Origin of the sequence: Sphingobacterium sp. UBA3549 (genome assembly GCF_002376635.1) — a bacterium.
Taxonomy (GTDB): domain Bacteria; phylum Bacteroidota; class Bacteroidia; order Sphingobacteriales; family Sphingobacteriaceae; genus Sphingobacterium.
Map to the genome: position 1 here is coordinate 342,044 of NZ_DFOE01000028.1, position 17,307 is coordinate 359,350.

Here is a 17,307-nt window from a genome sequence, read left to right on the forward strand (position 1 = left end):
TATTAAATCAAGAGACGTGAATATTAAAACTTTTAACACCCGGTTAGAACTGGGACAACATGCAGGAGCTGCAGGAATTGAAGCTATTAACGCTGCCATTGCGGCGAGGGGAGAAGCCAACATTATTTTAGCAACCGGACAGAGCCAGTTCGAAACATTAGAAACGCTGGTGGCTAGTGATAATATCGACTGGAGCAAGGTGCGCATGTTCCACCTCGATGAATATATTGGCATGCCAATTAGCCATAAAGCTAGCTTTCGGAAATACTTAACCGAACGTTTTATCACGCAGGTGGTGACACTGAAGGAAGTTGTACTGATTAATGGTGAAGCGGATCCAGCTGCGGAATGCGAACGTCTGCACAACAAAATTAATGCACATCCCATCGATGTTGCCTTTGTGGGAATCGGAGAGAATGGCCATTTGGCTTTTAATGATCCTCCTGCTGATTTTGATGTAAAGGATGCTTATCTAATTGTCAATCTTGACGAGCAGTGTCGTCGTCAGCAGTTGGGAGAAGGGTGGTTTGGCTCACTCGCCGAAGTACCGTTGCAGGCTATCAGTATGTCCATACAGCAGATTCTATCGGCTCAGAAAATAATCTGCGCTGTGCCGGATGAACGTAAAGCACTTGCTGTGAAAAATTGCCTCACGCAACCTGTTTCCAATTTGTATCCAGCGAGTATCCTGCAGCAGCATGCCGACTGCACCTGCTACCTGGACGCGGAATCTGCATCGCTTTTAAAATGATGTATCCTATGACAGCATCGGCACGCGATAGGAAAACTACCTGGGTATCCATAGGCATTATTGGAACAATGTTTTTTATCTTTGGATTTGTATCCTGGATTAATGCGATTCTCATTCCATATTTTAAAATAGCCTGTGAACTGAGCAATTTTCAGTCATACCTTGTTGCTTTTGCATTTTATATCTCTTATTTGTTGATGTCGATGCCTTCCTCGTATTTGCTCAAAAAAATAGGCTATAAAAATGGAATTATGGTAGGCTTTTGGATTATGGCATTGGGGGCATTTTTATTTGTCCCTGCGGCCTATAATAGGGCCTATCCGATCTTTTTGATTGGTCTATTTACGTTGGGAAGTGGATTAGCCCTGTTACAGACCGTCGCCAATCTATACATTACCCTGATTGGTGAAAAGGAACGTGCAGCGCAACGGATCAGTATGATGGGCATTTGTAATAAGGGAGCAGGTATACTGGCACCCTTACTATTTTCCTATATTATTTTGCGCCCGCAGGACAATGAGCTATTTAAGCAGCTTCCGCAGATGACAGAAACGGCCCGTACATTGGCTTTGGATGAATTGATCTTACGCGTAGTAGGTCCGTATACTGCGGTCGGAATCATCTTACTATTGATCGGGCTGTTTGTTAAGTTTTCTATTCTTCCCGAATTGGATCAACAACAAGATGGTCAAGGGAAAGACAGGGACGGAACCAAGAAAAGTATCTTTCAATACCCACACCTCATTCTGGGTGCTGTGGCAATATTCCTCCATGTGGGTACACAGGTTATCGCAATTGATACGATCATCAATTATGCAGGGGTGATGGGCCTATCCCTACTGGAAGCCAAAGCACTACCTTCCTATACGCTGACGGCTACAATACTAGGCTACTTGTCGGGAATTGTCTTGATTCCCAAAGTGTTCAGTCAACACAGTATGCTGCGTTTCAGCACAGTTGTTGGTCTGATTTTGTCTATCTTAGTTGTGTCGACTCATGGACATGTTGTCCTGTTTAATATGGATCTGGATATTTCGATCTGGTTTATTGTATTGATTGGGTTTCCTAATGCACTTATCTGGGCAGGCATATGGCCATTGGCGCTTGAAGGGCTTGGTCCATTGGCCAAACAAGGATCGGCACTATTAATTATGGGACTATGTGGCAATGCTTTACTTCCGCTCCTATATGGGGTACTGGCCGATACGATCGATCCTAAATCAGCCTATTGGATATTGACGCCATGTTTTTTATACCTGTTATTTTACGCCTTTAAAGGGTATCGGGTTCAGACATGGTCAGGACAAACAAAAAAATCAACGAATTAATATGTGGATTATAACAAATACCAATATTATAACACCTTACCGCGTGATCGCGGATGGAACAGTATGGATTGCCGAGGGGAAAATTGTGCATATTCGCGAAGGCTATTTGGCAAAAGAAGCTGTCGAAGAAGGTTGGTCAGCTGCCCAATGGCTGGATGCCGGGGGGCTGTATCTTGCACCGGGTTTTATTGATATACATGTCCATGGCGGTGGCGGCGCTGATTTTATGGATAACAGTGTGTCTGCATTTTTAACTGTTGCCGAAACGCATCTACGTTATGGTACCACTGCCATGCTGCCGACCACCTTGACCAGTGAACGCGAGGAGCTATTGGAACTTTTCTCCGTCTATGAAGCAGCTAGGGAGCAGAATAGCAAAGGGAGCCGATTTTTAGGTCTGCATCTCGAAGGGCCCTATTTTGCGATGAACCAACGGGGGGCGCAGGACCCCAAGTATATCCGTAATCCGGATCCAAAAGAATACATGCCTATACTTGAACGTTATCACCACCTCATCAGTCGATGGAGTGCGGCTCCTGAGCTGCCTGGAGCATTGGACTTTGGACGGGCTGTGCGCAGTCATGGTATCTTATTGGCTCTGGCACATACCGATGCAGTGTATGAGGAGATATTACCTGCGGTCGAAGTTGGATATCGCCTGGCAACACATTTCTACTCTGGTATGTCCGGCATGAGGCGCGTTCACGCGCATCGTTATGCCGGAGTTATTGAGAGCTGCTTTCTATTGGACCAGATCGATGTGGAGATTATAGCAGATGGTGTCCATTTGCCCGAGCCCTTTTTGCGGCTAATTCATAAAGTGAAAGGGGTGGACAAAATGATCCTGATTACTGACGCGATGCGTGCAGCCGGTATGCCCGAGGGGAAAAGTGTGTTGGGAAGCTTGCGTAATGGAACCGAAGTAATCGTCGAGGAAGGAGTAGCCAAGCTAACCGATCGTTCTTCTTTTGCAGGTAGTGTGGCTACTGCAGATCGCCTTGTCCGCACAATGCTCAACAAGGGAGGTGTCAGTTTGGTAGAAGCCGTACAGATGATGACGGTCAACCCCGCAAGACTTCTTGGGCTGGATCATAAGATTGGAGCAATAGCTGTAGGAATGGAAGCAGATATTGTGCTTTTTGATGATGATGTGGTCATTCATCATAGTTTTGTTGCCGGTGAATTACGTTACAGTAAATAAAGACATCTAGGAAGATCGTTTGGTAGAATCCCGTTCGATTAATTTTCCCGGCAATATCATATCCTGAATTTCAAAATCCCGATTTTTTATATGACGGATGAGTAGCGCACAACTCCTTTTGCCGATCTCCATGGCAGGTTCTTCAATTGTGCTTAAATTGGGTTCTACCACAGTAGCAATGGGATCATTGGTAAATCCGATGACGCCAATGTCCTGGCCTACACGGAGCCCCTGCTGCTTGATTGTCTGAATGGCACCAACGGCTTTGCGGTCATTGGCAGCGAAGATCGCATCTGGACGATCAGGGAGGGCAAGTAACTTCAATGCATCAGTGGCGCCGTGAGCCTGTGAAAAACCCGAATATACAATAAGACGCTGATCGATGATCATATTGTGCTGTTCCAATGCTTGCAGATAGCCATTTAGCCGCTGCTGTGTGAATTGCAGATTTTCGGGGCCGGCGATATGAGCAATGCGCGTATAGCCTTGTCGGATCAGGTATTCGGTCGCCTGTAAGGCTCCTGCAAAATCATCTTGGACAACTTTGGAAGCATCTATATCTTTAGGTACACGGTCAAAGAATACGATTGGCATTCCTTTGGCCATCAATTGTTCAAAATGATCGTTTGTGGATGAATCGGAAGAGATCGAAATAAGAAGTCCATCCAGACTGCTCGTTGATAGGTTTTCCAATAGGTTCTGTTCCCTTGCGACATGATCGTTGGTGACGTAGAGAATAACATTATAATCGCGTTCATAAGCTTCTTCCTGAATACCTGAAATCACCATCGAAAAATAATAATTGGTGATAAAGGGAATGACCACACCTATATTGTTTGTTGAACCGGAAGCTAAGGCGGAAGCATTTTTATTAGGCTTAAAGTTTAATTTCTTGGCGAGTGCCAGCACCTTTTTTCGGGTTTCGGGATTGACATCGTGGGTATCCCGAAAGGCCCGCGAAACTGTCGATACCGAAATTTGGAGCATCTTAGCGATATCCTTGATGCCTAAAGGATTCTTCATATTTAGATAGAGTTAAAGAATTGCGATACAAAATACTAAAAACTATCGAAAATTGCCCGTTTTAATGTGTTTTACTACCATAAATGTCACTAATTCATGCATTTTGCGGCTATGTAATCATTTAAGTAGCTGAAATATAAGCATCGACTACCCATACGATGCCGATAACTTCCACTCCAAATGCTATCATAATTTAGATCTTATTCCAAAGTTTAAATAATTAGGACCGAATGCGTCTTCATCAATATAGTATTTAACTTATAACCGGAATAAACGTATAATTTTTTTACAATGAAAGTTCTATCCCAATTCGGACATTTCGTGAGTTTATGTTTCGTTAACACCCTTTTCAGATTGCTTTCATTTCGCTATAAGTTTCTTCCTCAAGAACTACATTTTTGTAAACTTTGAAGATGTCGCTAAAATTGTTTAGTTCTTTAGTGTAATCAGCACCAATATAATGATAGCTTGTTGAAAAAGGTATAAAAAAAGGCTGATCATACTGACCAGCCAAGAAAATAAAACATTACAATAAAACTTATTAATCTTAATCGTGTCCTTCGGTTTTAACTATCTTATTGTAAATACCCAATAGTAAAAATGGTGCCGCCCATTGACCAACGAATAGTGCCGTATTATCATTTTTAGTTTTGCAACATTTTAAAGCTGCTGAAATTCCCATTGCTGCTAACGAAGCTGCTAAAAATACAATAGAGGGAATTTTAGATGTTTGTGTTTCGACCTCTTTCGTTACTTTGTCTTCATTTCCTGTTGTAAGTGCCATAGTTTTTATAGTTTAGTTTATTAGTGAACTACTTTCAAAATAAAATAGTTTGAAAATATCTATTATTTTTCTTTCTCACTTCATTTCCGGTCTGATCTTTATAAGAATCCACATTGCTTTGAAATTGCTTTATTAACCGAATTAAGGATTTTTATTCTTTATGACAAATAGTTTGTAAATTGAAATGCATCCCGGTATCATTGGTAAAATTGCTGTCCACATTCCAGGAAAATAATAGTTACCGGTTGTTTTAAAATAGTAGTTGGGCATATTTTCAATAACGGCTCCCGATACTGAATCAGTAATAATATGGGGATCATTAGGTAGAATCTCAGGTCTTATTAGCGGAAAAATGAAGTGTGTAAATTCAGCTACACCTGGACCGATAAAAATAAACCACGCAACAAATCCTGCCATAGGAATTCTGTAATATAAGCCCAATGTAGTTAGTGTATAGATTGTTGGCCCAACGAGCGCAAATATGAGGAGGAATTTCTTTTCACTCCAGGGAATCCCAAATAGTCTGCTCATGGAAGGCGCAAATCCTGTCTGATATTCTTCAATAATATGTACCTGCAGGGCAGCTACAGTAAGGACAAAAAGAGGCAATATCAATGATGGATCAGTAGGATGGCTCAAGTAGGTTTTATACCAGCAGATAAAAGCAATGAAGGCCGAGCCGCCCACGATAACTACCGGTGGTAAACCGATTGAAAAATAGCCTAATAAGGTTGCAAGAATCGTAGTAATGAGTACGATAGTAACGTTGAGCTTTCGACTGAAAAATAATGTTTGCATCATAACAGAATGAATTTTTTACTAAATTACATATGTGTTTACAGGCAGTATTTATCAAATGATAAAATCGCTAATTCTTGCCACGGATTCTGCTCAAAGAAACTTGCGTGATACCGAGATATGATGCTAAATCTGCTAAACTGATCCGTTGAAGGAGATATCCCTGATTTTTTAGGAATTTGTTGTATGCGACGATTCCCGTTTCCTCAAGCGAGCGGCCTATGCGGGTCATCATGTCGATAACGGCCGTCGAAAGAAGTTTACGGTAGAAAGTTTCTATCTCATGATATCTGACACATAATAATTGTAGGTCTTTATAAGATATGTAACTTACTACGGTATGTTCGAGTGCAACAATTTCGTAATTAGAAGGCTTTTGTTCTATAAAACTATCCAAAACTGAAAAGATATTTGTTTCCGAGAAAAAACGCATGATATACTCCCTGCTGTCTGAAGTAAACAGAGTTTTTACAAGACCAGATTCCAGAAAGAATATTTTATCGCAAATTCTTCCTCTTTTGACAATTTTGTCTCCTTTTTTAAAGGATTTTGAGGCGATTTTTGATTTAAAATCAAGCGATGCGTCATTATTCATATTAAAGTGAAATTGTACGAATTGTACAAAATCCGGTGGATTATGATTGGAAAAGTTAGTCATCATACTATATAGCTCAATGCCATTGTTTTATTTAATTTACGATTGTTTTTCCGAAATGATGTAAACATCGATAAATGGTTCAATAAGGCTCCCTTTACTTTCTTAATGGCGGATTTGTATTGTGTTGTCAGTGAGGTTTTCAAATATTACTAGTGAGGTTGGTCATTCTATTTTGTAATTTATCATTTTTTCTATAAAAGAAATTTTTATGCACTAATAATTTTAATTGCCTAAAGACAGTTCATAAATGAAGGATATCTATCGCGTAAATTATCTCATTTGTTACAAAAGTATTTTGCACAAACGATTGCATTGTGTATTTTTTGTTTTATTTAATTGTATTTATAAAATTAGAAAGAACAATTAAATTTAAATTATGAGATATCCCAAAGTTACACTACTGCTCAGTGCAGTATTGGCAAGCTTTCTTTCTTGCCAAAAAAGCGATTTACAAACCAATTTAGAAGAGAAATTATCGCTACGTGCTGCTTCCCCGGGTTTAAGCGGATACGAAGTTCCCTTAGGTGGCAATGGATTTGTCACTTCTGCACCTTCCGGTGCAGCGGAAGTCATCAATAGCAACGGATTGGCAAACTGGAACAATGTGAATAGCGTAATCAGTACCTATGCTAAGGTTCCTCAAGCGGGCGCTTTACGTGTTAAAATAAGAGCTAAAGTGTTATCTTCAGGCGATAGTAGTACAGTGAAATTAACAATTAATGGTATAAGCAAACAAATCAAACTTAAAGGTGCAGCATTAAAAGATTACACGGTCGGTACCTATTCACTAAATACCGCGGGATATGTAAAAATGGATCTTCAAGGCGTAACCAAGTCAGGCGGTTATTTTGCATATGTATCACACTTGATTCTAGATAGTTCTGCGACAAATGGCACGGTAATCTATAGTGATAACAATGTAGATAATACCTACAATTGGTCGCGGCGGGGCCCATCCGGACATTTGAATTATACCATTCCAACGAATCAGCAAGTATCCTATTATTATAGCGAGGTGAAAGTGCCTGTTGGAGAAGATAAAATAGGATCTTACTTTATGGCAAATGGCTTCGATCAAGGGTATTTCGGTATGCAGGTCAATTCAGCGACAGAACGCAGAATACTGTTTTCTGTTTGGAGTCCATATAGCACCGATGATCCATCCCAAATACCAGCAGAGGACCGCATCACATTAAATAGAAAAGCGGCAAATACGACTACAGGTGAGTTTGGTGGCGAAGGTTCTGGTGGACAAAGTTATCTCAAGTATAATTGGACTGCCGCCACAACATATAAATTTTTATTGAAGGGAGAACCTGATAACAGTGGAAGTACTGACTTTACGGCATGGTTTAATGATCCGTCGACCAATAATTGGATACTAATTGCAAGCTGGAAACGTCCTAAAATAAATACTTATTTAACAGGCTTTCATAGTTTCCTCGAAAATTTCAATGCCAACAATGGCTTCCTTAGCCGTTCTGCAGAATATAGCAATCAATGGGTTCGTACATCTACTGGAACTTGGCTGAAAGTTGTGGAAAGTACCTTTAATGTTGATGCGACCTATTCAAACAATCAGCGTATAGACGCTATTGGCGGAATAACCGGAAACAGCTTCTTCCTCAAAAATGGCGGTTTTTTCAATACTGTCGTAAATCCCGGAACGAAGTTTACACTGCCAGGTTATGGCACAGCACCTTCAATAAATTTAACAACACTACCTTAACAGACATATTTACAGTAGATTATTCATAATTTACATCTATTAAAAGGGACAATACTTCATTAAAGAGTATCGTTCCTTTTAATTTTCTTGTATGCTAAGCCGTCCCTTTGCCATAAATCTTATCTTAGTCTTATCCTGTACCACTTTGATGGAAAGCTCCGTTATGAAGCTTTCGGTTAGGAAATATTGTGGCCATTGGGGAGTGCTACGATGCAGACTTCATTGTTTTTAAATCAACATCCAATGGTAAGTTTAACGAAAGTTGTATCAAACGATAGACTAGAATTCACGGTATATATCGAAGATGCCGATAAGGTATGCTATGCATACTTAGGGAAGGAAAAGAGTACAGTTGGCAATATCTGGTTATACAATACCGTCCGTCCCTACTCCAAGCGAACCTGAATGGCATAACAAGTAAAATGTCTTCGCTAAATGGACTTTCTACTTACTTAGGGAAGCCTATTTTTAAAAAATTATTTCATTTAGCAGAGTATAGCAAACTAAAGCCCGAGGAACGAGAAATGTACAACGCAAGTTTAAGGAATAAATGGGATGCGGAGAGCATCCGAAGTAGTCAGGAGGAGCTCCTGAAACGAGGGCGCGAAAAGGCAGTGGCAGAGGGAAGAGCAGAGGGGGAGACTAAGGGAAAGGCGGAAGTAATAAAAAACCTTTTGTGTCTGAATAAGTTTTCGATTTCGGAAATTGCAGAATTAGCGGACGTCAATGTAGAGTTTTTAAAGCAGATCGAACACAAAGGGCTAAAGGAAAATAAAAACAAATTGCCCGATGAAAGAGTCTAACATAAAAATATCGACCGATACTCCGATTTTAGTTGTTAACTATGCAGAATAGATCTTTCTGAGGACGCTCGACAGAATTATAGTGGATAAGCTTTTGATCACCGTTATCCTACGCAACCAAACTGCGTACTTTTATATTTCTGTATAAACTTCATTTTTTTAATAAAATTATCTATCTGATAATAAGCGATATATTTTATTTTTTATACTCTTTTTCTAATGCGCAAGAGGGCTTCAGTATTGCAGTCGACCTTTGTGTTAATAAAAATAAAAAGCACGAAGAAATGAAAGCACTTATCATTAAGAAGCTCATGGAGATAGAGGCGAACGAAGGAGTACGAATAGTTTTTGCCTGTGAATCAGGAAGTCGAGGTTGGGGATTTCCGTCAATGGACAGTGATTACGATGTTCGGTTTATTTATGTGAGAAAAGAGGAGGACTATATCCGTTTGTTTCAGCTGCCTACCGAAATGCGGTTTCCGATAACCGATGACCTTGATATCGCAGGCTGGGATCTGTTCAAAGTGTTGACATTACTGTATAAGAGTAATGTCAGTCCATTCGAATGGATCCAGTCACCAGTGGTCTATCACGAGTTCACCGGATTCAAAACAAGTTTTATGACAATGATGGAAAGTTATTTTGACGCACGGAGGCATGCCCATCATTATTTGGGGATTGTCCGTAGTAGGATAGAAGATCTGCAAAGCGCAACAATAAAGCTCAAAAGCTTATTTTACATCCTAAGATCTTTACTTGCCGCAGATTGGAGTGTGACCTATCGTAATTATGCACCCATGACATTGGCCGAACTATCCGTATTATTGCCTGATGATCTTAAAGTTGAAGTAATGGGATTGCAGGAATTGAAAAGCCAAGTCGATGAAGCGTTTATATATAGCTGTTCAGCGAACATAAGGAGTTGTATCAACACAAAGTTAATACATTTAGAGCATCAGGTAAAGCAGCTTCCGATATCCGTATTGGATAAGGAAGGATTGGAGAATTACTTTAAAACTATATTAAGATGACTATAGACGAACTTCGAAAGAACGGGCTGATCCTGTTTGAAGCTGTTGTCGGCAGCCGGGCATATGGATTGGCCACAGCATCTTCCGATACCGATATCAGGGGTATATTTTATCTGCCACTGGAATATTACTTGAGCGGTACATACATTGCCCAAGTGGCTAATGCCAGTAATGATGAGGTTTACTATGAGCTAGGGCGCTTTGTAGAGCTCCTGTCAAAGAGCAACCCGACTGTATTGGAGCTATTGGCTAGTCCGGCCGACTGCATCGTATACCAAGATCCAATCATGGATAAATTTAAAATGCAGGATTTTATTACGCGAGAGGCCGCTATGACTTTTGCGCAATACGCCATGGTACAGGTGAGAAAGGCAAAAGGATTGAATAAAAAAATCAACAATGCAATGGATCGTGAACGTAAAAGTTTACTGGATTTCTGCTTTATCATAGCTGGTCATAGTAGTTTACCGTTAAGAGATTGGTTAAGTAAGCGGCATTGGAGAGAGGAAAACTGTGGTTTAACAAAGATCGAACATACAAAGGGTATGTATGCTCTGTATTATGATCAGGCCCAGAATTTGGATTACAAAGGTATCGTTGCTACAATGGAGAGTAATGAGGTTTCCTACAGTTCTATCCCCAGGGAAGAAATACTTTGTGCGTACCTATTTGTTAATCACGAAGCTTATTCATCTTATTGCAAGGCCTATAACGAATATTTTAGCTGGGTGTCGGCACGCAATGAGGCGCGCTTTGAAGGAACAATGACCCACGGTCATGGCTATGATGCCAAAAATATGATGCACACCATCCGTCTATTGCAACAGGCAAAAGAGATTTTTTCCAAAAGTGAACTACAGATACAACGTCCTAATAGGGAAGAGCTCCTGCGTATCAAGGAGGGGGCTCATAGCTATGATGATCTTTTTGTCTGGTCGCAAAAGCTCTTTCAGGAAGTTCAAGAACTTTGCTTGCGCAGTTCACTTCCGGCAGTGCCAGATCAGATTAAGCTACGTCAGCAATTGGTAGACATGCGTAAGGGTCTGTATCAGATTAAACTTTAATCATCATGCCCAAGGATCTACTCTGTTATGCCAAACAAGCTTACAAAATTTGAATTAGATCGAAGCTCAAAGCCAATTAACAATATGATCTTGTAATTTCCTCTATAAGTCCATCGCTTTAAGTGGTCCGATACTTTTTAAAATCGAAGCAATTGAGCTCAGGTAGGACTTATTTTTCGAAAAGTCACTGTGCGCTTCATTTTGCAGTGTGATAAATCGATCTGAGGCTTTTAATAGCTTGGAGAGTTTAACAGACGAGCCGTAATAAACAGCTGTGTCTTTGTTTCCATGAAATACAATCACAGGGCATTTTACCTTCATCAAAAAGGAAGCGTTGTCGAAACTATACGGGATATTGGAAGTATCCAATTCAGGCGCGATATTGTTTGTCCAGTCTTTAAAGTTGTAATATGGAGCTTGAAGGATTAGTAGAGCTGGATGGTTACTGGCGGCTGTATAGGAAGCAAGCGCCGTGCCCATTGATTGGCCTAAAACTATGATCCTATTTTCAGGGTAAATATCCTTTAAATTATCATAAACAATTTGAATGTCTTGGTAAAGAGTATTCTCATCTATTACTTTACCTTGACTCTTCCCATAACCCCGATAGTCAAGCATAAAGATATCATATCCATTTTCCGTGTATATAGATGCAATTTTACCCCATGTATCCAAAGCATTATTACTTCCATGTAGATAGAATATAAGTCCCTTGGCCTTCTTTGCTTTAAATATTAAGCCATGTAAAGCTGTGCTATCATTTACAAAGATGAACTTTTCTTCAAATGGAATATCAAAATGAAACATTAAACTATCAGTCTTTTTACCAGGGAATAATTGATCAGCCAGTAGATTTTTCCAATCTTGGTTTGATAACACGACCTTATTTTGTGCGCTGCTAAAGGTTTGCAAAAGCATTAAATTAAAAAATAGACATATACTCTTAAAAGCTACTTTCCTTACAATTCGTGTTATAACCATCTTATCGATTTTACGATTCTTATATTTAAATTACAAAAAGTTACTAAATTATCATACACTGATATTCAGCTTTATCGTTAATAATCGCATTTCAAATACAAAAGATTAGAAATAAGGCATTGATGCCATTGAATATATGGTTTTTAAGCTTGTTGCATTAGCAATTTAATTTTCCTCTCCAAAATAAGATGATAGAAGTTCTCGAAACAATCCTGATAGATATATCGATATCGAGTTTCTCTTTGATTTCTATACTTAGGCATTCTTCTTTCGATCTTGCCATCTTGGAACTCCCATTTCAATGGAAGTTTCATCGAAGCCGATCGTTGGCATATCGGCTTGAAGGCTCAATGACAGACTCCTGGACAATTTTTTAAACGTATGATGCAAAAATATCAATAGTTTTGTCAATAGTAATTACGCAGTGTTTGAACCATAAAAGTGGCATGAAGCTAATGCTGTGGTAGCTCCTTACATTTTAGGGCCGGACAATGCCTCAGTAATTATAATTGCTTATGTATTATTTCCAAAAATCTACAAAAAAGCTTTGTGAAATAGCAATTGTCTTACTATCGAAACCTGGTGGCTAATTATCACTTATATTGATTTTCGTTGCGATATGCACATGGTTACCTAAATTTGCCTCTTCCTGATCCTGTTGACGGATAAAATCAATTAGTCGCTCTAACTCTCCGTTGGTATCATCCCACCATTTAATGGACCATATCCTATGGAATATAAATCCATATCTTTCAAGTTGCTCCTGGCGGAAGTTGTCCCAGGCGTAAGCTTCCGGACTGTTATGGTATTTTGCGCCGTCACACTCTATTGCGATTCGTGGTTTGTTGCTTATTTTAGATTTTACAACGATATCAATCCTAAAACCGCCTACTGAATGCTGCTGTTCTAAGCGATCTGCGCCAATATGCTGTGCAAGTTGTTCAAATATTTCGTCTTCAAACGGAGACTCAGACCCTAAGCTAAATTCCGCGGGTTCATACAGTTTATCTGAACAGTACTGACTCAATAATTCAAGAATGCCCTTCCGCAAGTCGTCATTCCCTTCACTTACCGCTTTCGCATAAGTAAAGTAAGCGTACATAATACCACGTCCTTTATTGCCATTCTGCTGGATAAGATTTGGGTACTGACCAACATACTCCTGCGGGAAAGAAGTACATACATATACTTTAAACCGCGCTCGAGTAATGATTACATTCAACATGCGATGTCCCTTGCCCTGTATAATCGGACCAAAGTTTTGACTAAAGGAGCCGTCGGCTTTTCGCCCAAATGTCGTTGAGAGAATGATAATATCCCGTTCGTCGCCCTGAATGTTTTCGAGATTTTTAACAAAAAATGAATCTCCCGCCTGCGCCATTAAACTGTCGAATACAGGGTCATGCTGACGAACTGCACTCAGTTCCTCAAGGATTAAGTTGCGTTGATAAATATTGAACGTAGCAACACCCACGCTTGGAATACTATCTTTGGCATCCTTCATGATCTGTTGTAACAATTCGACCACTTTCAGCGCCTCTTGCTTATTTACTTGCCCTTCATACAATCCATCAATCTGTAAGTATTCTATAGGAGTGTAGTGCTCCTTTGCCGGAACCGGCATTAATCTATTTCCGTAAAACGCATGGTTGGAGAAGTCGATAAGATAAGGGTGTTTAGAGCGGTAATGAACTTTTAGATAAGATTCAACGAACCCCTTGTCTACAGCATAAGCGAGTAAGGATTCGCTATCCGCAAGGTTAAGCTGAGCAGCTTGTAGCGCAGTCCGATCTGAAAATTCATCTTCGGAGTCTTCTGTCTCATCATCAATCGGGTCAAGCAGCGCTCCACTTCCCTCGAAGTAAGAGGAGGGAGCCATCTGGTGCTTATCACCGGATACAATTTTAGCCTTCCCTCGGATCAGAGCCGCGTACGTATCTTCGAGACGCAGCTGACTGGCCTCATCAAATATGACCACATCAAAAATTCCTTCCTGTAGCGGCAGTATCGAGCTGCAGACCGAAGGATTGACCAATAGTACAGGAAAGAAATCAGTAAATAGTTCAAATTCTCTATTCACAATGGTGCGTAGTGAATTGCGACGCATTCCCTTAGCTCCCTTTTTGTTAAACAAACTATTTATGTTTTGTCCTCTGGATTTGAACTTTCCTACAGCGTCAGCCTGTTTTTCCGTCCACAAAGCAATAATGCTATTCAGCTGCGCATTATTAAACTCTTGTTTTTGCTGCTGATATTGTTGTAGTTGATAATCGCTTTTTGGCAATTCCTGTGGTTCATTTGTGGTGAGTATCCAATACAAATACCAGCATTCAAAAGCATCAGCCCAATGGTCTTTAAGATGAATGCTGATTCGGGTAACAAGCTTTTGTTGCACTTCGTCCACTGAAAGGAAAAATGATTTCCACTCATGATAGCTACGGAAATCACTCATATGTTCATTGAACATTGTAAAGGTATGCTTAATCGTATGACATAGGTCCTGTGCAGCCTGAAGACTCGTATACGGCAGAAATACTCCATTTGTTATATTTCCCGTTAACTGGTTACTCTCAATATCGTCAATCGAGTTTTGTAGACTCCGATAGGCATCAGCTCGTGCCGCGTAATAGTCACGAAAATGATTAAAATGCCTTAATTGAAAAGTAACTCTCTCAATTAGATAGGGTACTGCCTCAATCAAGCCGTTGATATCAGTAACTGGAGTCGTTGGAACGATATTGTAATCAGCGATTAGCATTTGCTCTATACTATCCAATTTTTGAAGTAGGGGAGCTACTTGCGCTTTTAGTTCACTCAGTTCAGCATGAAAACGATGATCATTAATATTAGCCAAATAGCTATCTATCGTATAAGGATATTCTTCTTTCCAATTCGCTGCCTTTTGTCGTAGTTCCTCAATATTGTTGAGATAAATGGATAAATCAGTCGTTTCCAAATGGTCGTTATATTGATGTTCAATATAATTTTTTTGAACATGGAATGATCTTACCTGCGCGATGCGATTCTTTAATTCAATTCTTGTTTGTTTTATCTGCTTGTGCTTTCCCGAGAATATACTCAACAAACTTGTTTTAAATTTCGCGCCGCTACTATTATTTAATAAGTTACTACCATATTGCGCAATGCTTGACTCAGCGTAGCCAAGATAAGTTGATAGTGCATGGCTTAGCGATGAATAATAGCTGCTGTAATGTTGTTGTAAAGCATCATCATATTGCTTGAAAAATTGTATTGCTTTAATCCGGACAGATTGTAATCCTACGACAATTTCATTGATTCGCTGTTCCTGAGGAAAAGTAGATGGTAATTCCTTTTCCTTCACTGAATCTCCAATACAAAATGCTAAAAAGGGCTTAAAATCCTGCTGCATTATTGCGGGGATGCCGCTCAAAAAATCATCAGCCCACTGCTTTCCAATTACTTGAAGTTCAGTAATAACCTGCTCAATAGTTGGTAGCTGTTTATGAGCGTATGCAATAACATCTTCAATTCTTACACGCGATGGTCCAACCTGTTGGTCTAAAAATAGAGCGTCTGATAGTGGTCTAAATATGGAATGGACCTGATGCGATTGCTTAAATAAATTATGGCTATGCTTTAAAACAACCAGTGTCCTTTCCAGTTCTGTATGATCCTGAGCGAAATCAAAGTCCTCTTTCGGTATAATATTTTTGAGCGGTACCTGATTAAAGTTTTTTAATAAAGCCAAATACCGTCCGACGATCTGCGGCCAACTTTTATCGCCGTAGACCGTTTCAGCTAAGGCAGCATGCTGTGCGTTGATACGTTCAGCTGATTCCTTGAGTTTTGACTTTATCGTATCATATTGGTTTTGGGCTTGCTTTACTGAGATGTAAAACGGAACTCCGATCTGACGGTCTCTGACAGAATCTACGATTGCTTCACGGGCATCGTTTACGTCATCAATTACACCTACAAGAGCGCCGATCTGAGTATTCGTACGTTCGATATTTGCTTTAATCACATCAAGCGCTGTTTTCTTTTCGCAGACGACCAGACACTTTAGTCCATTGGCAAGTGCATTTGTAATCAGTGCAGTTAATGATTGACTTTTTCCCGTCCCTGGAGGGCCTTGAATTATTTGATTCGGTTCATTTCCGAGAGCACTTATTATGGCCTGTTGGCTTGGATCGGTATCTACGGCACTGAAAGGTGTAGTCGATAGATTTTCTACTTTAAGCTCATCAAATTCAAAGGCATCGAAGCGATCTAATAAGCGGGAAATGTCGGTGATAATACTTTCTTTTTGCGCTCTGAACAAACCAAAAATACCACCAAAATGAATGTAAGCTTTGTTATTGGCGATAGCATCTATCTGGGATGCTTCGGGTAATACGTTAATGGCTGTTTCAAAGTTTTTTCGTAGCACCTCGAGTATCTGCTCTTTACTATTCGCATTTAGTGCTTCCAGTACTTCAGCACAAGCGTTCACTAATTCGTTGCTATCAATCAGTGCGTCTTCTAAGGCTTCATTAGCAAGATTGGGGAGAGTAATGTCATCTTCGCTTTTGATAAAAGAAAGGAGCACCTCGTTGATACTAATCGGGTGAATATCTGAATCCACTATTTTACCATTTGATTGAACCACTTTATTTCGCAAAAACGACCATTCATTGACTTTGTTTTTAGATTTAACGGCCTCTAGTTGCCAAATGAATAATGGGGCTTTTATGATTTTCGAGGGGTCTTTTGAAGATCTTTTTATAAGAATAGGATAGCCGAACCCGAGGGTCTTCATCCCATGTTCTTTAAAATAATCTTCATTTTCTATGATAATCGAGTTCAGTCGTTTAGAAATTAAGGTCAGTTTCTTTTGAGTTTCCGCATCTTTTTCATTAAGGTCTATTGTATCAAATGAAATCTTAAATTCAACGTGTGCTTTGGTCAACAACGTATCCAAAAATAATTTGGCGAGGCCATCCTCGATGAGGTCAAGCTGCTGGAGGTCTAACCGGGTGGCCAATCGCCCTGGCAATGCATTTAAATGAATAGAGCGCGCGTTGCCGCCTTTTAATTTACTCTGTAATGATTGCAGGAAAATCTTGGATGACATAACTGTAATATTTGTATTTATCCTAATATACAAATATTCGGTATAATCAGCAATGGAATCA

At 39.9% G+C, this 17,307-nt stretch carries 14 protein-coding genes; 8 read left to right on the forward strand and 6 right to left on the reverse strand.

The window, feature by feature from the left end:
- Positions 1 to 16 precede the first annotated feature (16 nt).
- The 3 genes from B2W36_RS14895 to nagA are packed head-to-tail and all read left to right on the forward strand — an operon-like array spanning position 17 to position 3,280.
- Positions 17 to 751: a glucosamine-6-phosphate deaminase gene (locus B2W36_RS14895; protein ID WP_293888422.1), complete on the forward strand. Its 735-nt coding sequence runs from the start codon at positions 17 to 19 to the stop codon at positions 749 to 751.
- 8 nt (positions 752 to 759) lie between these two features.
- A complete protein-coding gene (locus B2W36_RS14900; protein ID WP_293888424.1) occupies positions 760 to 2,079 on the forward strand; it encodes a sugar MFS transporter in 1,320 nt (439 codons plus the stop codon).
- 1 nt (position 2,080) lies between these two features.
- On the forward strand, positions 2,081 to 3,280 hold the full coding sequence (gene nagA / locus B2W36_RS14905) for an N-acetylglucosamine-6-phosphate deacetylase (RefSeq protein WP_293888426.1): 1,200 nt from the start codon (positions 2,081 to 2,083) through the stop codon (positions 3,278 to 3,280).
- A 6-nt stretch (positions 3,281 to 3,286) separates the two neighbouring features.
- On the opposite strand, the gene B2W36_RS14910 is transcribed toward nagA, so the two are convergent.
- The 4 genes from B2W36_RS14910 to B2W36_RS14925 form a co-directional block, all read right to left on the reverse strand.
- Positions 3,287 to 4,303, reverse strand: coding sequence for a LacI family DNA-binding transcriptional regulator (locus B2W36_RS14910; protein ID WP_293888428.1), 1,017 nt, complete (start codon positions 4,301 to 4,303; stop codon positions 3,287 to 3,289).
- Positions 4,304 to 4,850: 547 nt separating this feature from the next.
- Complete coding sequence (locus tag B2W36_RS14915) at positions 4,851 to 5,087, reverse strand: hypothetical protein (RefSeq protein WP_293888430.1); 237 nt, start codon at positions 5,085 to 5,087, stop codon at positions 4,851 to 4,853.
- A 141-nt stretch (positions 5,088 to 5,228) separates the two neighbouring features.
- Positions 5,229 to 5,888, reverse strand: a complete 660-nt coding sequence (locus tag B2W36_RS14920) for a hypothetical protein (RefSeq protein WP_293888432.1) — start codon at positions 5,886 to 5,888, stop codon at positions 5,229 to 5,231.
- A gap of 67 nt (positions 5,889 to 5,955) precedes the next feature.
- Positions 5,956 to 6,546: a Crp/Fnr family transcriptional regulator gene (locus B2W36_RS14925; protein ID WP_293888434.1), complete on the reverse strand. Its 591-nt coding sequence runs from the start codon at positions 6,544 to 6,546 to the stop codon at positions 5,956 to 5,958.
- Between the two features lie 373 nt (positions 6,547 to 6,919).
- Here B2W36_RS14925 and B2W36_RS14930 point away from each other — a divergent pair, with 373 nt between their 5' ends.
- The 5 genes from B2W36_RS14930 to B2W36_RS14950 all read left to right on the forward strand — a co-directional run bounded on the left by B2W36_RS14930 (position 6,920) and on the right by B2W36_RS14950 (position 11,170).
- Positions 6,920 to 8,272 (forward strand): DUF3472 domain-containing protein, encoded by a 1,353-nt coding sequence (locus tag B2W36_RS14930; protein ID WP_293888436.1) that lies wholly within the window; start codon positions 6,920 to 6,922, stop codon positions 8,270 to 8,272.
- Between the two features lie 243 nt (positions 8,273 to 8,515).
- On the forward strand, positions 8,516 to 8,677 hold the full coding sequence (locus tag B2W36_RS14935) for a hypothetical protein (RefSeq protein WP_293888438.1): 162 nt from the start codon (positions 8,516 to 8,518) through the stop codon (positions 8,675 to 8,677).
- Between the two features lie 17 nt (positions 8,678 to 8,694).
- Positions 8,695 to 9,075: a hypothetical protein gene (locus tag B2W36_RS14940; protein WP_293888440.1), complete on the forward strand. Its 381-nt coding sequence runs from the start codon at positions 8,695 to 8,697 to the stop codon at positions 9,073 to 9,075.
- A 284-nt stretch (positions 9,076 to 9,359) separates the two neighbouring features.
- Complete coding sequence (locus B2W36_RS14945; RefSeq protein ID WP_293880687.1) at positions 9,360 to 10,106, forward strand: nucleotidyltransferase domain-containing protein; 747 nt, start codon at positions 9,360 to 9,362, stop codon at positions 10,104 to 10,106.
- Positions 10,103 to 11,170 (forward strand): DNA polymerase beta superfamily protein, encoded by a 1,068-nt coding sequence (locus B2W36_RS14950; RefSeq protein ID WP_293888442.1) that lies wholly within the window; start codon positions 10,103 to 10,105, stop codon positions 11,168 to 11,170. Before B2W36_RS14945 ends, B2W36_RS14950 begins: the two co-directional genes overlap by 4 nt.
- Before the next feature lie 102 nt (positions 11,171 to 11,272).
- On the opposite strand, the gene B2W36_RS14955 is transcribed toward B2W36_RS14950, so the two are convergent.
- Entirely contained in the window at positions 11,273 to 12,049 is a 777-nt protein-coding gene (locus B2W36_RS14955) for an alpha/beta hydrolase (RefSeq protein ID WP_293888444.1), read from the reverse strand.
- A 688-nt stretch (positions 12,050 to 12,737) separates the two neighbouring features.
- Entirely contained in the window at positions 12,738 to 17,246 is a 4,509-nt protein-coding gene (locus B2W36_RS14960) for an AAA domain-containing protein (protein ID WP_293888446.1), read from the reverse strand.
- Positions 17,247 to 17,307 lie beyond the last annotated feature (61 nt).

Coding starts and splice junctions, on each gene's coding strand:
- B2W36_RS14900 (WP_293888424.1), top strand. CDS start 760: ATGACAGCATCGGCACGCGATAGGAAAACTACCTGGGTATCCATAGGC.
- nagA (WP_293888426.1), top strand. CDS start 2,081: ATGTGGATTATAACAAATACCAATATTATAACACCTTACCGCGTGATC.
- B2W36_RS14910 (WP_293888428.1), bottom strand. CDS start 4,303: ATGAAGAATCCTTTAGGCATCAAGGATATCGCTAAGATGCTCCAAATT.
- B2W36_RS14915 (WP_293888430.1), bottom strand. CDS start 5,087: ATGGCACTTACAACAGGAAATGAAGACAAAGTAACGAAAGAGGTCGAA.
- B2W36_RS14920 (WP_293888432.1), bottom strand. CDS start 5,888: ATGATGCAAACATTATTTTTCAGTCGAAAGCTCAACGTTACTATCGTA.
- B2W36_RS14925 (WP_293888434.1), bottom strand. CDS start 6,546: ATGATGACTAACTTTTCCAATCATAATCCACCGGATTTTGTACAATTC.
- B2W36_RS14930 (WP_293888436.1), top strand. CDS start 6,920: ATGAGATATCCCAAAGTTACACTACTGCTCAGTGCAGTATTGGCAAGC.
- B2W36_RS14935 (WP_293888438.1), top strand. CDS start 8,516: ATGGTAAGTTTAACGAAAGTTGTATCAAACGATAGACTAGAATTCACG.
- B2W36_RS14940 (WP_293888440.1), top strand. CDS start 8,695: ATGTCTTCGCTAAATGGACTTTCTACTTACTTAGGGAAGCCTATTTTT.
- B2W36_RS14945 (WP_293880687.1), top strand. CDS start 9,360: ATGAAAGCACTTATCATTAAGAAGCTCATGGAGATAGAGGCGAACGAA.
- B2W36_RS14950 (WP_293888442.1), top strand. CDS start 10,103: ATGACTATAGACGAACTTCGAAAGAACGGGCTGATCCTGTTTGAAGCT.
- B2W36_RS14960 (WP_293888446.1), bottom strand. CDS start 17,246: ATGTCATCCAAGATTTTCCTGCAATCATTACAGAGTAAATTAAAAGGC.